At 32.7% G+C, this 18563-nt stretch carries 21 protein-coding genes, 1 tRNA gene and 2 riboswitches; of the genes, 8 read left to right on the forward strand and 14 right to left on the reverse strand.

Features of this window, described 5'->3' with window-relative positions:
* Positions 1-110: 110 nt before the first annotated feature.
* The gene (gene istA / locus CW357_RS09025) at positions 111-1658 is read left to right on the forward strand and encodes an IS21 family transposase (RefSeq protein ID WP_206426816.1); all 1548 of its coding nucleotides are present in this window, start codon (positions 111-113) and stop codon (positions 1656-1658) included.
* Positions 1658-2425 (forward strand): IS21-like element helper ATPase IstB, encoded by a 768-nt coding sequence (gene istB, locus CW357_RS09030; RefSeq protein ID WP_124217846.1) that lies wholly within the window; start codon positions 1658-1660, stop codon positions 2423-2425. The genes istA and istB overlap by 1 nt, the downstream gene beginning before the upstream one ends.
* Before the next feature lie 307 nt (positions 2426-2732).
* On the opposite strand, the gene CW357_RS09035 is transcribed toward istB, so the two are convergent.
* Both CW357_RS09035 and CW357_RS09040 read right to left on the reverse strand, forming a co-directional pair.
* Positions 2733-3254, reverse strand: coding sequence for a hypothetical protein (locus tag CW357_RS09035; RefSeq protein ID WP_124217847.1), 522 nt, complete (start codon positions 3252-3254; stop codon positions 2733-2735).
* 175 nt (positions 3255-3429) lie between these two features.
* Positions 3430-4167 carry a hypothetical protein gene (locus tag CW357_RS09040; RefSeq protein WP_119417113.1) on the reverse strand — a complete coding sequence of 246 codons (738 nt, stop codon included), beginning with the start codon at positions 4165-4167 and terminating at the stop codon, positions 3430-3432.
* Between the two features lie 183 nt (positions 4168-4350).
* Between CW357_RS09040 and CW357_RS09045 the strand changes: the two genes are divergently transcribed.
* The 3 genes from CW357_RS09045 (at position 4351) to CW357_RS09055 (ending at position 5832) form a co-directional block, all read left to right on the forward strand.
* On the forward strand, positions 4351-4779 hold the full coding sequence (locus tag CW357_RS09045) for a DUF4395 domain-containing protein (protein WP_119417112.1): 429 nt from the start codon (positions 4351-4353) through the stop codon (positions 4777-4779).
* 115 nt (positions 4780-4894) lie between these two features.
* A tRNA-Thr gene (locus tag CW357_RS09050) sits at positions 4895-4965 on the forward strand.
* Between the two features lie 291 nt (positions 4966-5256).
* Entirely contained in the window at positions 5257-5832 is a 576-nt protein-coding gene (locus CW357_RS09055) for a TcaA NTF2-like domain-containing protein (protein ID WP_124217848.1), read from the forward strand.
* 72 nt (positions 5833-5904) lie between these two features.
* Here the strand turns inward: CW357_RS09055 and CW357_RS09060 are convergent, their stop codons facing one another.
* The 3 genes from CW357_RS09060 to CW357_RS09070 are packed head-to-tail and all read right to left on the reverse strand — an operon-like array spanning position 5905 to position 8635.
* Positions 5905-7005, reverse strand: coding sequence for an ABC transporter substrate-binding protein (locus CW357_RS09060; RefSeq protein WP_124217849.1), 1101 nt, complete (start codon positions 7003-7005; stop codon positions 5905-5907).
* 27 nt (positions 7006-7032) lie between these two features.
* Entirely contained in the window at positions 7033-7809 is a 777-nt protein-coding gene (locus CW357_RS09065) for an ABC transporter ATP-binding protein (protein WP_233548154.1), read from the reverse strand.
* Between the two features lie 4 nt (positions 7810-7813).
* Positions 7814-8635: an ABC transporter permease gene (locus CW357_RS09070; protein WP_124217850.1), complete on the reverse strand. Its 822-nt coding sequence runs from the start codon at positions 8633-8635 to the stop codon at positions 7814-7816.
* A gap of 205 nt (positions 8636-8840) precedes the next feature.
* Between CW357_RS09070 and CW357_RS09075 the strand changes: the two genes are divergently transcribed.
* On the forward strand, positions 8841-9227 hold the full coding sequence (locus CW357_RS09075; RefSeq protein ID WP_119417108.1) for a hypothetical protein: 387 nt from the start codon (positions 8841-8843) through the stop codon (positions 9225-9227).
* 72 nt (positions 9228-9299) lie between these two features.
* Here the strand turns inward: CW357_RS09075 and CW357_RS09080 are convergent, their stop codons facing one another.
* From CW357_RS09080 to CW357_RS09110, 7 genes are all read right to left on the reverse strand, one after another.
* Positions 9300-9452 (reverse strand): YpzG family protein, encoded by a 153-nt coding sequence (locus CW357_RS09080; RefSeq protein WP_119417107.1) that lies wholly within the window; start codon positions 9450-9452, stop codon positions 9300-9302.
* Between the two features lie 81 nt (positions 9453-9533).
* Positions 9534-9947, reverse strand: a complete 414-nt coding sequence (locus CW357_RS09085) for a hypothetical protein (RefSeq protein ID WP_124217851.1) — start codon at positions 9945-9947, stop codon at positions 9534-9536.
* An 800-nt stretch (positions 9948-10747) separates the two neighbouring features.
* Positions 10748-11215 (reverse strand): 6,7-dimethyl-8-ribityllumazine synthase, encoded by a 468-nt coding sequence (gene ribE / locus CW357_RS09090; RefSeq protein ID WP_119417105.1) that lies wholly within the window; start codon positions 11213-11215, stop codon positions 10748-10750.
* 12 nt (positions 11216-11227) lie between these two features.
* Positions 11228-12418, reverse strand: a complete 1191-nt coding sequence (locus CW357_RS09095) for a bifunctional 3,4-dihydroxy-2-butanone-4-phosphate synthase/GTP cyclohydrolase II (protein ID WP_124217852.1) — start codon at positions 12416-12418, stop codon at positions 11228-11230.
* 14 nt (positions 12419-12432) lie between these two features.
* Positions 12433-13071 carry a riboflavin synthase gene (ribE, locus tag CW357_RS09100; protein ID WP_119417103.1) on the reverse strand — a complete coding sequence of 213 codons (639 nt, stop codon included), beginning with the start codon at positions 13069-13071 and terminating at the stop codon, positions 12433-12435.
* Positions 13072-13080: 9 nt separating this feature from the next.
* Entirely contained in the window at positions 13081-14163 is a 1083-nt protein-coding gene (ribD, locus tag CW357_RS09105) for a bifunctional diaminohydroxyphosphoribosylaminopyrimidine deaminase/5-amino-6-(5-phosphoribosylamino)uracil reductase RibD (protein WP_124217853.1), read from the reverse strand.
* A gap of 142 nt (positions 14164-14305) precedes the next feature.
* A riboswitch (FMN riboswitch) is annotated at positions 14306-14435 on the reverse strand.
* 140 nt (positions 14436-14575) lie between these two features.
* Positions 14576-14705, reverse strand: a riboswitch (FMN riboswitch).
* A gap of 87 nt (positions 14706-14792) precedes the next feature.
* Complete coding sequence (locus CW357_RS09110) at positions 14793-15527, reverse strand: hypothetical protein (RefSeq protein WP_124217854.1); 735 nt, start codon at positions 15525-15527, stop codon at positions 14793-14795.
* A gap of 132 nt (positions 15528-15659) precedes the next feature.
* Between CW357_RS09110 and CW357_RS18240 the strand changes: the two genes are divergently transcribed.
* A complete protein-coding gene (locus CW357_RS18240; protein ID WP_164489574.1) occupies positions 15660-15827 on the forward strand; it encodes a hypothetical protein in 168 nt (55 codons plus the stop codon).
* Between the two features lie 48 nt (positions 15828-15875).
* Here the strand turns inward: CW357_RS18240 and CW357_RS09115 are convergent, their stop codons facing one another.
* The gene (locus tag CW357_RS09115; RefSeq protein WP_124217855.1) at positions 15876-16511 is read right to left on the reverse strand and encodes a M15 family metallopeptidase; all 636 of its coding nucleotides are present in this window, start codon (positions 16509-16511) and stop codon (positions 15876-15878) included.
* A gap of 201 nt (positions 16512-16712) precedes the next feature.
* Here CW357_RS09115 and CW357_RS09120 point away from each other — a divergent pair, with 201 nt between their 5' ends.
* Positions 16713-17408: a DNA alkylation repair protein gene (locus CW357_RS09120; RefSeq protein WP_124217856.1), complete on the forward strand. Its 696-nt coding sequence runs from the start codon at positions 16713-16715 to the stop codon at positions 17406-17408.
* A 160-nt stretch (positions 17409-17568) separates the two neighbouring features.
* Here the strand turns inward: CW357_RS09120 and CW357_RS09125 are convergent, their stop codons facing one another.
* Positions 17569-18540: an NAD(P)H-dependent flavin oxidoreductase gene (locus CW357_RS09125; protein ID WP_124217857.1), complete on the reverse strand. Its 972-nt coding sequence runs from the start codon at positions 18538-18540 to the stop codon at positions 17569-17571.
* Between the last annotated feature and the right edge of the window lie 23 nt (positions 18541-18563).

Genomic DNA, 18563 nt, shown 5'->3' on the forward strand with positions numbered 1-18563 from the left:
GACAGTTATCGCTAAATAAGATTGAACACTTTCGCCAATAAATAACCTTAATCCTTTATACTATTTGGTAGTAGATTGGAAATGGGGAATGAAAGGTGAAAAAGAAATTAATGTTATATTTAGCAATTCAACAAATGGCTGAGCAAAAACAGCCTATACAACAAATTGCAAAACAACTGAAAATATCTCGTACGACCGTCTATAAATATTTGAATATGACTTCAGAGGAAGCTTTCGAATGGGTGAACTCGTTGAGTTCTAGAAAGAAAAAGCTGGATCCATACAAAGATTGGCTTATTGCATGGTTACAAGAGTACCCTCATTTAAGTGCCGCTCAATTGCAGGATTGGTTACTTGAACGATTTCCTAAGTTTATTGTCGGAGAAAGTACTATGAGATTATATGTAAATCAATTAAGAGAAGAATATCAGATTAAGAAGACTACAAGAGTAAGGCAATATGAGGCGGTTGTTGAGCAGCCCATGGGGAAACAAATGCAAGTTGACTGGGGAGAGACTCGTCAAAAAACGAAAGATAAAGGTGAAGTAAAATTATATTGCATTTGTTTTGTTCTCTCTCATTCTCGTTATAAATATGTAGAATGGCAAGATCGCCCATTCACTACCCGCGATACAATAAGGAGTCATGAAAATGCCTTCCAGTACTTCGGAGGCATGACGGAAGAAATCGTATATGACCAAGATCATTTGATAACCGTTAGTGAAAATGCTGGAGATATTATACTAACTGGAGAGTTTCAAGCTTATAAAAAACAACGAGGCTTTAGAATTTATTTATGTAGAAAAGCGGATCCAGAATCAAAAGGGAAAATTGAAAACGTTGTAAAGTATGTGAAAAATAACTTTGCAGATAGCCGAATATTTACAACCATAGACAATTGGAATGAACGGTGCTTAGATTGGCTAAAAAGAACGGGTAACTTTAAAGTTCATAGTGGAACCAAAAAGAGACCGGCAGAAGTACTTCTCCTCGAAAAGCAGCACTTAAAGCCAGTCACCTACCTACTCTCAAAAGAGAGTAATAACGAATATAGTATAACAAGAACTGTAAATAAGGACAATACTATCAAGTATAAATCCAATCGCTACTCAGTTCCACTTGGCACATATAGACCTAAAGGTCTGAATATGGTAGCAATTGAAATCCATACAGATGAAAGACATCAACAATTTCTTGTGATTAAAGGAAACTCTGATAGTGAAGTTTTAGCTAGACACCGTTTGGAATTAGGAAAAGGAAAGTTAATTAAAAATCGAAATCATGGGCGTGATCGTTCAAAAGGTATTCAAGCCTACAAAGAGACAGTAGTTCGTCAATTTAAAAATACAGAATTAGCTACTACTTTCATAAATGACATTATGGAAGAATACCCGCGGTATAAGCGTGATCAACTTGCCATATTACAAAAGACAACAATGGATTACGCAGCATTTATCGATGAAGCTTTACAGAAGTGTATGGATGAACATCTTATAAGCGCAAATGATTTTCGTGATGTAGCTAAATACATGAGCAATACCCATGGCAAGGAACAACCGATTCAAAAATCTAAATCCAAGCGATTAAAACCTAGAAATATACAAGTTGAAACGCGACCATTAAGTACTTACACCGAGATTTTAGGAGGTGTGATGTAATGGATGATAGTCTAGAAAATCTACAAAATTGTTTTAAACAATTAAGATTAACTGAGACAGCCATTGAGTTACCAAACCTATTCCGAAAGGCCGAACAGGAATCTTGGACATATAGAGAATTAGTTCAAGAAATGGTTCAGTTTGAGTTGAAAAAGCGCGAGGAAAAGAGTATCGAAAAACGTATGAAATGGGCTAAGTTCCCCTATTTCAAAACAATGAAGGAATTTAATTTGTCAGATCAGACTTCAATAAGCCGTCGCCAATTGGACCAATTGAAAGAGATGAATTGGCTAGAACAGCAATTCAATTTAATCTTATTGGGACCGCCAGGTGTCGGTAAGACACACATGGCTATTGGATTAGGTATCGAAGCGATTCAAAAGGGATTTCAAGTAACGTTTGTGACAATGGGTGAATTAATAAACCTATTAAAGACAAGTGAATTTACACGCAAATCACAATTACAAATTAATCGAATTAGATCTTCTGATTTAGTAATTATTGATGATTTAATGTACATGGCAATGAATCAAAGAGAAGCAAACTTGTTTTTTCATCTAATTAATCATCTTTATGAGCGAAGTTCGATTATTTTAACGTCAAATAAAAGCCCAGATCAATGGGGTGAATTATTAGGCGATGAAGGTATTTCGACTGCAATTTTAGACAGATTGCTTCATCGAGTAGAAGTTATTCATATGAATGATGACAGTTATCGAATGAAACATCGTGAAAGTATGTTTGAAAATGAAGGTGTTCAAAATTAATTAGCAGAAAGTGTTCAAAACTACTTGACGCTTACACTTGTTCCAATGATGATATGTAAAAAGGGACTATCTCTAACAAAAGCTATTCCACCTTTCCGTTTCATACTTATTGAACTGTCTAGTCATTAGTATAGATATATTACATCATAGCATCGTCTGATTTTAAACATTTATTTCCACATAATGCAGAGACTTTAAACTAATTAAAGAAAGCTAAGCAAAGGTTAATAGCTTTTTATACCCGTGAGATAAAAAATAAAAAAGAAGGAACTCATATTTGGGTACCTTCTTTTTATTAATAGATTTTTTATTTATTTTCTGAAATTTTTACGAAGAATAACTTTTCATTTTCATTTAATGATAATTCTTTAATATCCGACATAGTTAAATACATTAATGTATTACATCCATAATCCTGTGATGTAAAAATAGAAAGCCCATTTTTATCCAAAATATTAAAATGAAAAAATGGCGTTATATTTTCATATTCCGAATCTATCTCTTCTACCATACTTTTAAAAATAATATTTTTAATACTTTCATTTAAACTTATTGTTAATTCAATAAGATTATCTTCGTTCTCTATTCTCTTACATTGAGATTCTGATAATATTATGTTTTTCACACCATAGCCTGTGGAGGGATAACCTTTTTTGGGGTATATTATATCATTGTCATAATAATGAATAGTTAATTTTGTGCCTTTCGTTAAAAAGTACACTGTTAATTTATTCCAAATCCCAATTATTCTTTGCATTCGATTTCCTAAATTTCCTTCTTTATCTTCAAGATTACTAGTATCTAATCGATAATTAAAAAAGTCATTCAATTCTACCCCTCATTTTTATCTTAAATAGCTGCCAAAACTATTGTACTTACGGGTCAAAGAGCCCAAAGCTATGGTTAATTTTGAATTTAAACGTTATTGTATAGCGGATATTTGGTATCCAGAAGAAGGGATTACCTGTGAACTATCTAACTATGGGCCCCTTAAAAGCTAATTATTACAAGTCAATCTCTATATAATCATTATTATTAGTTACATTTGCATCTTGATACCACAATTGCCCTTCATAGTAATAATAGAATCGTAAAGTTGTACCATCATCATACCATGTTGGCGAACCGTTAACTTCATATAGAATAAACGTTTCTTTTTTGGGCTTTATAGTAATTGACTTTGGATAAATAATTCTTTCGTCATCCGTTAAACTTATTAGTGTTAATGTTCTATCATAATCAAGAAAATCTCTATCAAATAAATCCCCATAATTTTGAATATAGATACTCTTGCTACTCTTATTTTTTACGGCAATTACTACATAACTTTTGTTACTATCAGTTTCATCATCCATAAAGGTGTATACATTAGGGTAAGTAGCAAACTTTGTTTTAATTGTTACAGTTTTCGAATATGCACTATAAGTTGTTTTACCATTCTTCTTAACATAACTCTTTACGCGATAATAATGTTTGGCATTGGCTTTTAAATTGTAATGTGTATAAGAATTTTTGGAAGTCGTTTTAATCTTCTTGTACTTATTATTCGCTGCTCTATGATACACTACATAACCATTAACACCTTTAACTTTTTTCCATGTTAAAGAAGTCGAGTATGCTCTTGATGAAGTATTAAATGACGTAGGTGCTTTAATCGTTTTCGCATGAACATCATTTCCGCCAAACGTTAAAGATGTGATTAAAAGAAATAATAATGATACAAAAGTAAATATTTTCTTCATGACATTCCCCATTTCTATAAGAATATGAAGTTATAATATGCTAAGCACATTTGGAATAATAAGTATAAAATTCAAAATACTAAATAAGATCTTTTAAATTTGAATTTTTCAACAAAAACACTTTTGTTTTTTCTGATAATGGAGTAATATTTAATTAATCTTATATGAAAGGTTGGTTTTTATATGCAAAAACCTGCATTTATCCCAAGACCTTTAGTACGTGTCAATCAATGGATCATTTTATTAAGCACTATTGCAACATGGATTTTTCAACAGCCATTAATTTTATTAATACCTTTGGTTGCAAATTTACTTGGCCTATTATTTAATTTCAATCCATTTATGAAGTTCGCTCGTTTATTTTTAAAGAAAAAGCCATCAGAATATATTCCAGAAGATGTAGTTCAACAAAAATTCAATTCATGCATTGCTATCACATGTTTATTGTTTGGCTTTATTGGGTTCGAGCTTGATAAATCTGTAATAGGCTATATATTCACAATTATGGTTACAGCGGCTTCAGGAATCGCTATTTTAGGTTTCTGTATTGGTTGCTTTATCTTTTTCCAACTTAAACAACTACGCTATAAACTAAAGAAATCACATGCATAAAATCAACTGACTCATTTTTAATATATTGGTAAAATTTTTTCTTAGAAACCCTAGCATGTTTCCCTGAAAAGTGCTACAATATATTTTGTTGTTGATAAACAACTTATCAGTTGTTGCCGATTTAGTTTAATGGTAGAACGGTGGTCTCGTAATCCATTGATAAGAGTTCGATTCTCTTAGTCGGCATATTTTTTATAACGTGTAAATCCCTTATAAATGTTGATAATACAACTTTTATAAGGGATTTTTTTGGTAAATTATGTTATTACCTTTTAATTAAACAATTTATTGTAATAATATATTCGAAATCCTACTCAAATTACTAAGAGTTTTGATCTCACCTTATTTTAAGGGTCAAATTTATACTTTTATGAACATTTGTATTAAATAATTATTCGACAGAGAAATTATAGAGTACCAAGTTTTCCAAAAATAAGTTATGATTATATAAAATAGCCTGTGAAAGAAGGACTTGATATGAAAAACTGGAAGATTTTATGCATCACTTGTTTAACAGCTTCTCTACTTTTCGCATGTTCAAATACTGAAGATAAAACAGGTGATTCAAAGAAAACCGAAGCCTTTACTACTGAAACAGCAAAAAATACCGATGCCAATTTACCAGAAACAACAGATAGCACAGTTACAATCGCTGGACAAAAAATGACAGATACCGAACAACAAAAAATAACTGATTTTATCGAAAAATATCCAGTTGAGTATTCAAATGCAATCGAAACAGGTGACTTCACTACTTTAGCTAATGAATATATTATGCATGAAACGAAACTATATGAACATCTTTTAAATGAAGTTGAACAGCAACATAAAGATGGCACTACTCAAAAAATAAATAAAATAGAAATTTCTAAGATTAACCGTCTTTCAGATACAGATTTTACTGTCGATACGAAAGAAACAATTGAAGAAACTAAAAATGGCAAGAACAAATCTATTTTACGTGTTCGTCAATACAAGCTCTACTATGACTATGTAGAAGGCGATGATTCAAATAGTTTCTTTAAAATAATGTATATTCAAGATTTAAAATAAACAAATATATCATAATGGCGACATAAAATAGGCACCTATCTACAAGTATTTTGTAGAGGTGCCTATCTCAATTTATTGATAGTTTCCTAAGATTTTTACTGCTTGATTAGTAATTGAAGTATCAATGGCTTTATCAAAGTCAAACTCTCCAACTGTTGCGCCATTCTTTTTGTACATTTCATATTGGTTACGAATATCATCTTCTCGCATTTTACCATCCGGATCTAAACCTGTTACATAAACTTTATCCCATAATGCAGGATCTTTTAATGCAGTGTACTTCGTCATTATATTGATAATCTCCGCTTTCTCTATATCCTTTGTAAAAGCATCATTATAATCACGTACACCTTTTAGATAAGCAAGCATAAAACGTAAAGATATATCCTTTTCATCTTTCATAAACTTAGGTGATGCTAAAACTAAAGCGATTTGTGAATCTGGTGCAAAATCGGTTGCGTCACCAAAGCGAGTTAATATTCCTTTACTTACACCCTGTGCTATTAGAGGTTCAATACTAAGTGCAGCATCAATTGAACCATTTTCTAATGCACCAAGCATACTACCAAAATCGGACATAACTACAGTTTTTACATCTTTTTCTGTTAATCCAGCATGCTCTAGCATTAAAGCATAGATATAGCCATCAATTGAATTTCTTGAAGAAATAGCAATCTTCTTCCCTTTAAAGTCTGGGTAATCTTTAATAACATTTTTCATCTTATTACCGATGACAAATGTAAAATAAGATTTTCCTGGCATATTATGTCCTTTATCTCCTACTATTTTAACATCGATCCCTTGTGCAATTGCATTAAAAAATGATGCAGTAGAAATGCCACCCGCTATATCAACTTCCCCTGCTGCTAGTGCTGGCAGCATATCATCGCTATTGGCAAATTGTGCAAATTCGACTTCTATATTGTAATCGTCAAAATAGCCTTTTTCATTTGCAATATAAAATCCTGCACCTGAAGCTGCTCCGTCTTCAGCAACAACGACTTTTGTTCTCTTTTTTAACGGTGCAAGATCACCTGATTTATTTTCTTTACTTACTGCATTATCGACTTTACCGTTGTCTGTTTTGTTTGTACTTTTTTCTGAACATCCTGCTATGACCATCGCTAGTAACAGCAATGGTATCACAAGCCCCCGTTTCAACCATTTCCCCATTGAAATCCCCCTTTCCTTAAAACAAACTTACTTTCTAGATTTTTGTACTTCTTCGTGCAAATGATTTAATATCTCTATAAAATTCTTTGTTGTTTGCTGATGTGAACGGATTTTTTCGATATTTCTTGGTCTAGGTATATCATTTTTAATTTCTTTAATAATTTTCCCAGGTTGGGCACTCATTAGTAAGATACGATCACTTAACAGTAGCGCCTCATCAATACTATGTGTGATAAACAATACCGTTTTCTTAGTTTCTTCCCATATTGAAAGTAATTCCTCTTGTAAGATGAACTTATTCTGCTCATCAAGTGCTGCAAAAGGTTCATCCATCAGCAATATTTCTGGATCATTGGCAAAAGCACGAGCAATGCTTACTCGTTGTTTCATACCACCCGATAATTCTTTTGGAAATAGTTTAGAAAACTTTTCAAGGCCTACTTTTTTAATATAGTAATCTGTTCTCTCTTTGATCACACTTTTTGGTAAATGCCTCATTTTCAAACCAAAAGCAACGTTTTCTTCAACTGTTAACCAAGGAATAATCCCTCTTTCTTGAAACACCATTGACTGAAGAGGTCTATCTTCCTTGCCTAGTTTAATCTCAAAATCTCCAACACTCGTTGTTTCTAACCCCGCCAAAATTCTTAATAGAGTTGTTTTACCACAGCCGCTTGGACCTACTAAGCAAACAAACTCTCCTTCAAAAATCTCCATTGAAATATCTTCTAATGCCGTAACACTATTATTTTTTTTAAAAAATACTTTAGTTAAGTTATTAATCGATATTTTCGTATTCTCCAATACCTCACCTCCAAGGAAGAATCTTCTTCTGCAGATATCGTAGAATTAGTGAGAATAAATAACCGAAAAACGAGATGAGTATTAGCCCTACAAACATTTCTTTCAATAAAAATGCTTTGTAAGAGGTCCAGATTAAATAACCGATTCCTGAAGTTGCACCCATCATTTCTGCAGCTACTATTGTTAAAAGAGCTATTGCCTGACCCATTTGAATCCCTTCCATCATAACTGGTAGTGAACCTGGAAGTGCGATTTTAAAGAAAAAGTCTTTTGAATTTGCTCCGTAATTTTTGGCTACATCTAAATATATTGAGTCTATATTGATAACTCCAGCAGTCGTATTAATAACTACAGGGAAAAACACACTTCCTGCGATTGTAACGATTTTAGAAAAATCTCCAATTCCAAATAAAATAATGATAATTGGTAGCAATGCTAATGTAGGAATTGGCATAAGAGCCATTACAATTGGTGATACAAAATGTCGAATTGGTGAATATAACCCCATCAACAGTCCAATCACGATACCAGGAATTACACCAAGTAAAAATCCAGCAAAAATCCGATAAAGTGATACCCCTATGTGATGGAATAATTCCCCACTTACGGACATGTTATAAAATGTGTATATAATATCAGTTGGCGGAGGGAAGAAACGTACATCAATAAGATTTGTTCTGGATAAAAATTCCCACAAAATTAAGAGAAAAATGGGTGAAGCGATCGTTAAGGTCTGCTTCCATCGTTCATTAAGTCGTCTTTTCTTCCATTCCTGTTGTTCAACTTCGACAGGATCATGGGTTAGAGCTCTTTTTTCTTCTTTCATCCTTCACCACCTCTTCTATAAAATGATATGTATTTGACTCCCAAAGTGTGTCGACTGCCTATTGATATAAATACAATATTTTAAAGAAAAAATGACTGACACAAAAAAGACAAGCAGATATTTTATTTACTTTACAAATAGTCAATAAGTAATGTTATAATTAATAAAAACAAGTACTATTATCATGTGATTAGAGGGTTTATTTATGAAAATAGATAGAGATATTGTATATTTAGAAAAATTTATAGCAAATAATGATTTTCCATCAGCTCGAAAAATTGTCGAACAAAACTTAGATAAATTTACTAAGCCAAGAATACGTTCACAATTATCTTTAGACGCACTAACTTTTTTAAACTGCATCATTCAAATAAATGATGGAAAAAATAAAAACATATACTCAAGAGAAACACAACTTATTATTAGACATATAAACAATCTGGCTTATGAATGTAAATTAAGTGAGCTTAAATGTTATGTATATTTACAAAAGGATTTATTGTCAGAACCTGAAATTTACAATTCTTTAAGCGAAGATGCTAAAGTATTTATTCCAAAACCTAAAAACTTAGAAAATGATGTTGTTATTTAAAAAGAAGTCCCAAAGCTATTGGCCTTGGGACTTCTTTTTTTGATTTGCACTTATCCTACACAATGATTAAAACTAGAATTGACGAGCTTTCGCTTGACTCCTCAAGATTTGGTTTCGAAGTGTTATCTTCGTTTCTCCCTTAACTTGAGATTTTGAATGTTTTATTCTAGTCCAGAGTTGATGAACCTTTTGAGACTTTGGATCTAAGTGGTCCGGTTTCCCCATAATGTTCTTCCCTCCTAATCATGTTGGATTTCATAGTGAAATCTTTTTTAGTATGGCTCTTACTTTTCAGTTTATGCCTAATTAGAAATTCACACTATCCGTTAGTACATATCCAAAAACGATTCCAGCAATTATAGTGAACATAATTGTAGTATCACCTAATGCTAAAATTTGATTTGTAAATACTAACTTATCACCGAAGCTCGAATAACTCAAATAAGGTAGTAGTAAAAAATACAAAGCTGGTAATGCAATAACGATTAATTTTATCCAATCCATGCGCCATTTCTTTTTGCCTTTTTTCTCCTTAAGAAATTTAGGTAATCGTAATAAAATCCCTACGAAAATCGGAAAAATTAGGTTAAATATCATTATTTGTTTATTATCAAAAGAAATTTCTGCTTCTTTTCCCAAATATACACGAAATCGTAAAGCCATATAAATTGAAAAAGCTATTATAATAACCCAAGTGACATAATCCAAAAAGCGTTTCAAACTAAACCTCCTCCAATTACATCATTACTATTAAAATTTCGCCTAAAGTGAAATTTTTCCTTTAAATAATTTATCGTAAATGTCGGAAATTATTATGTATAACTATAAATAGAAAAACGAAAGTAATTTTAAATGAAAATGAAAAACCCGGAAAATTAATTCCGGGTCTGATTTCACTTTATCCTTCATATCGATTAAATGTTATTTTAGCTTTGCATATATCTAAGACTCCTGCACGAAGCATTCACCTTGGACCTAACTTTTTAAAGCAGCTCACAGTAGAAGAATATTATTGAGAATTAAGAACTAAAGTTCTACTTACTCTTTAACCATTCAACATCCTGATCATAAAAGATGTTATCCTTTATGACGATTAAAACGTTAAGCTTTCGCTTTAAACTCAAACCTGATCCACGGGACTTCACTCTCCGTTTCATTAGAAATGAGATATTAACTTTTTAATCTCGCCCAGAGTTATGAACTCTCTGAGTAATTATCGCTTTTTTGGCGGATCACCCATCGAATTCTCCCTCCCAATCATGTTAGATTTACGAATCCTTCATGATGTTTAAAAAAGTCTTGCAATCGCTAAATTACTCAGACCTGATCCACGGGACTTCACTCCGTTTCATTAGATTGAGAATGTTTAACGCTTTAATCTACTATGAGCTATAGTGCTCACCTGGACTTGGTTCACCCATCGGTTAACCCCTCCTGTTTATGAAAGGATTTGTTAAGTGAAATCTTTTATAGTATAGCTCGTACCGTTTCTTTTATACACTAAATTAAAAATTTTTATATTAATCGAACATGTGATTTAAATTAGCCATTTCAATTGCAGATACGGCAGCATCATAACCTTTATTTCCTGATTTTGTGCCAGATCGTTCGATGGCTTGTTCAATATTTTCTGTAGTAACGATGCCGAACATGACTGGTACGCCAGATGTTAAACCTACATTTGCAATACCTTTTGCCGCTTCGTTACAAACATAATCATAATGAGATGTTGCACCTCGAATCACTGTACCTAAACCTATAATGGCATCGTATTTTTTTGTCTCCGCCATTTTTTTTGCGATAAATGGCACCTCAAATGCTCCAGGAACCCATGCAACATCAATATCTTCCTCATCTACACCATGACGCTTTAAGCCATCCATTGCTCCTGACAATAGTTTTCCAGTTAAAAATTCATTGAATCTTCCAACGACAATACCAATTTTCAAACCTGTTCCGATTAATTGTGCTTCAAATGTTTTTCCCATTTCCATTCACTCCTATGCTAAGATATGTCTCATTTTTTCTTTTTTTGTGTGCAAATATTTTTCATTTTCTGGTTCAGCTTCAATTTCTACAGGTACTCGTTCGACAACTTGAATACCATACTTCGTTATTCCTTCGATTTTGGCAGGATTATTGGTCATTAAACGAATTTTTTCAATTCCCAAATCCCGCAACATTTGTGCACTTATGCTATAATCCCGCATTTCTGCAGGAAATCCAAGATGAATGTTGGCTTCTACAGTATCGAAACCTTGTTCTTGCAATTCATAGGCTTTTAATTTGTTTAGAAGGCCAATCCCTCTTCCTTCTTGACGCATATATAGCACAATTCCATTGCCAGCTTCTTCTATTATTTCTAGTGATTTTTGTAATTGTGGTCCACAATCACAGCGTTTTGAATGAAAAACATCACCAGTCAAACATTCCGAATGAATTCGAACAAGTGGTGCTTCTTCGTTTTGAGGTTTTCCCTTAATAATTGCAACATGTTCTTTATCATTTAATTGATTTGAATAACCAATCATTTGAAATTCTCCAAATGATGTTGGTAGTTTAACGGAAGCCACCCTTTCAACAATTGTTTCTGTTTCCTTTCGGTAACGTATTAAATCAGCAATAGTAACAAAGGTTAAGTTATGTTCCTTTGCAATTTCATATAATTGTGGAACTCTTGCCATTTTGCCGTTATCTAACATGATTTCACAAATAACTCCCGCTGGTTCCGAACCACAAAGTTTTGCAAAATCTACTGCAGCTTCTGTATGACCTTGTCTCTCAAAGACACCGTTTTCCTTTGCAATTAATGGAAATACATGTCCAGGTCGACGGAAATCTGCTCCAATTGATTTGCGATTAATCAATTGGAGAATTGTTTCAGATCGTTCATATGCACTTATTCCTGTCTCAGTCGTCTTGTAGTCAACGCTGACAGTAAATGCAGTTTGGTGATTATCCGTATTATTTTCGACCATCGGATTCAATTCAAGTTGTGTTGCTAGTTTTTTAGACATTGGTGTACAAATTAGACCGCGACCATATTTGGCCATAAAATTAATGTTTTCTGGTGTAGCAAATTCAGCTAATACAAGAAAATCGCCTTCGTTCTCACGATTTTCATCATCCACCACAATGATTATTTTCCCTCTTTTTAAGTCTTCTATTGCTTCCTTGATTGTATTAAACATTTACTTTCACCCCTTTAAAATCCATTTTCTTTTAAGAAATCTAATGTAATACTTGATTTTTCATCTTTTCTTTCTAAATGATGGATTATATATTTGCCGAGTAAATCATTTTCAATATTGACAACTTCTTGTTCTTTTTTTATTCCTAATATCGTTTGATCAAATGTATGTGGAATTAACGAAACCGTTATTTGTGTTGGTTTTACATCGAAAATAGTTAAGCTAATACCATCAATCGCGATAGAACCTTTCATCATACAAAATTTACTTAGCTCTTTACTAATTCCTATATCTACATAAACTGCATTCGCCAATTTTCTTTTTCTCAGTATTATACCGGTACCGTCTACGTGACCTGACACAAAATGTCCGCCAAATCTGCCATTTGCGGGCATCGCTCTTTCTAAGTTAACGACTTGGCCCGTTTGTAAAGCGTGAATATTTGTAGCTTTAACAGTCTCAGGCATAACATCTACAGTAAATTGTTTAGTTGAAAAAGAAATAACTGTTAAGCAGACACCATTGATTGCGATACTGTCTCCTAAATGTATATCTTCTATAACCTTTTTCGATTCAATCGTTAACTGCATACTTTTTGGTTCATTTTTTATTGTTTTTATTACCCCTAATTCTTCAACAATTCCAGTAAACATATAACAACCTCATTTCGGTACAGAAGTAATTTTGATATCTTTACCAATCATTTCAACGTTTTTAAATTTAAGCGGATATGCATCTTTTATATGATGAATATTTAAATCTCCGATCATATTAACAGCATTATTTCTACCAATGATCTTGGGTGCAATGTATGTGATTAGTTGATTGACATATCCTGATTTTAAGAAACTTGCATTTACCTTGCTGCCCCCCTCAACATAAAGCTTCATAATATTACGTTTGCCAAGTTCTTTTAATACTTCTTTTATAGAAATAGTTGGTTTTTCAATTTGAATAATCTCAACATGTTCTTGTGAGAAGCTTTTGACCTTTTCCTCCGATACTTCTGAACCAACAAAAATGAGAGTATCTGTTATATCTTCTGTAACTACTTTTGCATTGTCTGGCATATTCAGACTTGTATCTAATATCACTCTTATTGGTTGTTTTTTTGTATTACCCAATCGATTGGTTAAGCTTGGATTATCAGCTAAAATCGTACCAATCCCTACAAGTATGGCATCGTTTGACTCGCGATCTCTATGAACATCATATTGTACTTCTAGACCTGTAATTGCTTCTCTACCATTATTTTCCGTTGCTAATTTCCCATCTAACGTAATTGCTTGTTTTAGTGTTACATAAGGGACCTCATTTTGAATAAAGTGAAAGAAAGCTTCATTTAACTGATTAGCTTTGTCTTCTAAGATACCTGTAGTTACCTCGATTCCAGCATTTTTTAAAATGGTAACACCTTTTCCAGCAACAATTGGATTTGGATCCAAAGAAGCAATAACCACTCTTTTAACGCTAGCTTTTACGAGCGCGTGCGCACATGGAGGTGTCCTCCCATAATGACTACATGGCTCTAGCGTTACATAAACGGTGCTTCCATTTGCCCTTTCTCCTGCCATTTGCAATGCATTTACTTCTGCATGAGGAGTACCCGCTTTAAGATGAGCTCCAAAACCAACGATTTCTTGATTTTTTACAATGACGGCACCGACAACAGGATTGGGATTGGTTTGTCCTTCAGTCACTTTTGCCAATTGAAGCGCAAAATTCATGTAAAATTCATCGGTCATTTGAATCACTCCAAATTCTATAAACTTTCCAAAAAGAAAACTCCTAAAGAGTTTATTCCTTAGGAGTTTACGGGAGATTATGTAATAAATGGTATTATGAAATAAACTTATGCCTACAACTTCATAAGAATTACCATTACACATCGTCCTTCTCCCATCCAGACTATACTGTCGGCTTTGGAATTGCACCAAATCCTGCCTATAAAGGCTCACGGGCTTAGAATTTCTTCATCACCGTCGATTGGGATTTTCACCCGACCCCGAAGGACATTACTATAAAATTGTTAAATGGTTTTCTTTAAAAAGAAAACCCCATAGATTTACTCTACGGGGTGGATTGGAAGTTTGAATTTAAACATTGCTAAATAAACCTATAGAACATAAATAGATTCCATAAGCAATAAGCATTCCATACATCCTTCTCTCATCCAGACTATACTGTCGGCTTTGGAATTACACCAAATCCTGCCTATAAAGGCTCACGGGCTTAGAATTTCTTCATCACCGTCGATTGGGATTTTCACCCGACCCCGAAGGATTATTCATCTATGTGGAAAGTATAACACTCTTTTTTTAAAATTACAGTAGAATTTTTAAATTTTTTCAAAGAAATATTTAATAGTCTTTATTTATATTACGTTATTAGTATCCTCGTAACGTTTAATGATCACTTTATTCAATAAATCATGACGTTTAATCAGAACACTAATCATTTGATGCCATTTTTTACATTCCTTTGCCGCATCTTTGTACTCATCTGAATCTTTATCAATTTTCTCTTCACTTTCTAAAAAGACATACTCAATAATAGGACTAGCCAAGTCATCTACGACTAATTTTAAACTTAGTTTTGAAACAATATCTTTTGAAATGTCTTCAGTTTCTTCTGTATCATTTTTCTTATTATTTTCTGGCTCCATTATATATACTAATGAGTTACCACCATCATCAAGTAACGTTCCTCCCAGTAAACCACCCCTTGATATTAAAGCAATTTGTTTTCCATCTTCTTCTATAGAAGATTCGTATATTTCATTAAAGAGAAACTCCTTTACGTCAAAGCCAGTCTCAAGATTTTCTCTGGTTGCAATAAATAACGTTTGGGAAGCTTCATCTAGTAATAATGCATTTAGATAATCATCAGAAATTGTCGATTGTGAGTGAATAAATTCCTGAAGTAATTTTTCGGTTTCCTTTTTTATTTCCTCTTCTTTTCCATTTTCAATTAATTGAATCTGATGTGATCCCCATTTAAATAATAAAAAGGCAATGAATAAAAAGATCAACTTTGCACCAAGGGTATCTACTATAAATGTAAGAATGAAGAATAGCCCGCTCGCTATAAATGTCAATAATATATTCATGTACAATCCACCTTTACAGATTGAATATTAAATACGCTTATATTTATAATTCTATGAACTTTTACTATTTTTCATTCTTATGTATTTTATTTATGGTGTTTTTATCACTAATAATTAGATGATAATAAAAAATTGACAACACTACAAAAAAACTATAAAGATTCGATTACACAGATCCGTCAATTACATTTTGAGAAAGGAGGAGGAGAAACTATTAATGGAATATGGTATTACAAGATGGATGAAAATGAGATTAAGAAAGTTTCTTCCGAGTTACGAAAGCATTTAGAATTATCATAATAAAAAGCTATCTGTAAGTATTTTATATCATACTTATAGATAGCTTTTTCAATGCGAATATTCGCTGTAGGAGAAGAATTGTACGCTGTTATAATGAGTTGAATTACTTTTTACAACTTTATCATTTATACGATATCCTTTTTTTAGCATTTCAATACTTATACCAAATGTCATTTGTAGATGTGGATAATCTTTAAAACTTATCCAATCACCTCCCCAATCAAATCCCAGTTTCTTACCGATTTCTGCAACTTCGAACCAATCAGACTTTCCATTTCCATTGCCATCATAAGAAGTATCCCAAATAATATTTCCTTTTGAATCCAATAAAGCATAATCAAACGCTAAACCATAGTTATGATAAGATTCACCCGCTTTTGTATTCGTTACTATATTTCCTTTTGTAGTTCTTCCTTGTTGATATAGCTCATCTTGTTTTTTAAATGATCGAATCCCTTCGGTAATAACAACAGAAATATTTTTATTTGCAGCTTTTTGGATTAAAGTATCTTTTCTTTCATTGACAATAGGATTTAGTTCTGTTGGGATTGGTGCATCTTTGCCGTGGTAAATATATGGTCTTTCTTCCTGTATTTTTGAAATAACATTAATACTGATGATGACAACAATAATAAAAACAATGATGAAACCGAAAATAATATGTTGTTGATGCTTGTCTGTCATTTTTGATGTTCACCTCACTCATAGTATGAATAAGTAGATTTGTTTCATTCTTAGAAATGCATTTAATGCCTTATTGCCTAAAATTTTTTGAACTATATAGACTATCGAGGTTTATATAATATCAATTTTATTGAGTTATACAGTATTGGGAATATCGGTTAAACTTAAAGAAAGAACTAATTTAAAGAAAAGAGTGATCAGATGCAGCAAAATATACGAAAACGTTTGATTGAACTGCAAGATTTAAATTATCGGGATTTTAACGCGAAGTTACTGCCTACAGTAGATAAGGAAACAATAATTGGAGTGCGAATTCCTTCTATTCGTAATATAGCGAAAGAAATCGCGAAAAGGGACGCTCATACATACTTAAATTCAAATTTAAGTCAGGATCTATTTTTTGAGGAGAAAATGCTAAGAGGAATGGTCATTGGTTATGCAAAGTTGGATTTTGATGAGCAATTAAAATATATAAAACAATTCATACCCAGTATTGATAACTGGTCAGTATGTGATAGTTTCTGTAGTGGCTTAAAATGTACAAAAAATCATCAAAATGAAGTATGGGAATTTTTACTTCCGTATGCCTCTTCAAAAAATGAATATGAGGCTAGATTTGCAGCAGTAATGTTATTGAACTATTTTGTTGATGAACATTATATTCAACAGACTTTAAAGGTACTGGACTCGATTCAAAATGGTAAGTTTTATACACAAATGGCTGTTGCGTGGGCAATCTCCATTTGTTATATCAAGTATCCAATTTTAACAGAAGAATATTTACAAACAAGCACACAAAATCGTTTTACTTACAATAAAGCTCTACAAAAAATTATTGAATCCAATCAAACTAATGCAGATATGAAAGAAAAAATGAAAGTTATGAAAAGAAAGTAAGAAATTAATTCAAAAAAGCGTTTTTTAGATATACCCTTTATGATTATGATTTTTAATACTAGCACCATCGTAAAATCTCAAATAGGAAAAGAGGCATCCCGGTACGTTTGGAATGCCTCTTTTCCTATTTGTTCTATCAAGCATTTCAGTCAAAGTATATTTATAAACTAACTTTCTTCTGTTGTTTTGTTATGACTTTTTGAATACTGTCTTGATACTCTGCGTTTAACTTTTCCACTAGCTTTGATACAGGTAAGATCTCATTTATACCTCCGACACCATGCCCTGCACTCCAAATATCTTTCCAAGCTTTGGCTCCATCCGCTTTGTGTACAATTTCAAGCTCTTTCGGTTTTTCCAAACTATTTGGGTTAAGTCCAGCGTTTAGTACACTTTGAACGATAAAGTTTGCATTAACGCCGCTAATTTTATCTGTGTAAATGATATCTGCCGCTTGGGCTTCAAGTAGCATCTCTTTATATGCTTGACTTGCAATTGATTCCTCAGTTGCGATAAAGCGTGTGCCCATATAGGCAAGATCTGCACCTATTACTTGTGCAGCCAAAATATCTTGTCCATGTGATATAGAACCTGATAAAATAATAAGCCCGTCAAAAAATTGTTTTACTTCATGTACAAAAGCCATTGGATTTAAAGTTCCACCATGTCCTCCGGCACCATTACATACAAGGATTAAACCATCAATCTCCGCTTCAGCAGCTTTTTTTGCATGTTTGATACTAATAACATCAGAAAATACCAATCCACCATATTCATGTACAACTTTCGCGATATCAGTAGGTTTTCCTAATGATGTAATTACAATTGGAGGCTGATATTTCTTGATAAGTTCGACATCAGCATCGTAACGATCGTTTGATCTATGAACGACCAGATTGACACCCCATGGAGCAACTTTTGAATTTGATTCCTTTGCTTCCGCTAATTGTGCTATAATTTCTTGCATCCATTGCTCTAACTCTTCACTTGTTCTAGCGTTTAATAAAGGAAAAGTCGTAACCACCCCTGATTTACAACCTTCTACTACAAGTTCAATACCAGATACTAAAAACATAGGTGCTGCAATAACCGGCAAATCTAATGCCTCTAACTGCTTTTTAACATTTTCCATCCTCTCATCCTCCTAAATAATGA

The sequence above is a fragment of the Rummeliibacillus sp. TYF005 genome, from assembly GCF_003844195.1.
Taxonomy (GTDB): domain Bacteria; phylum Bacillota; class Bacilli; order Bacillales_A; family Planococcaceae; genus Rummeliibacillus.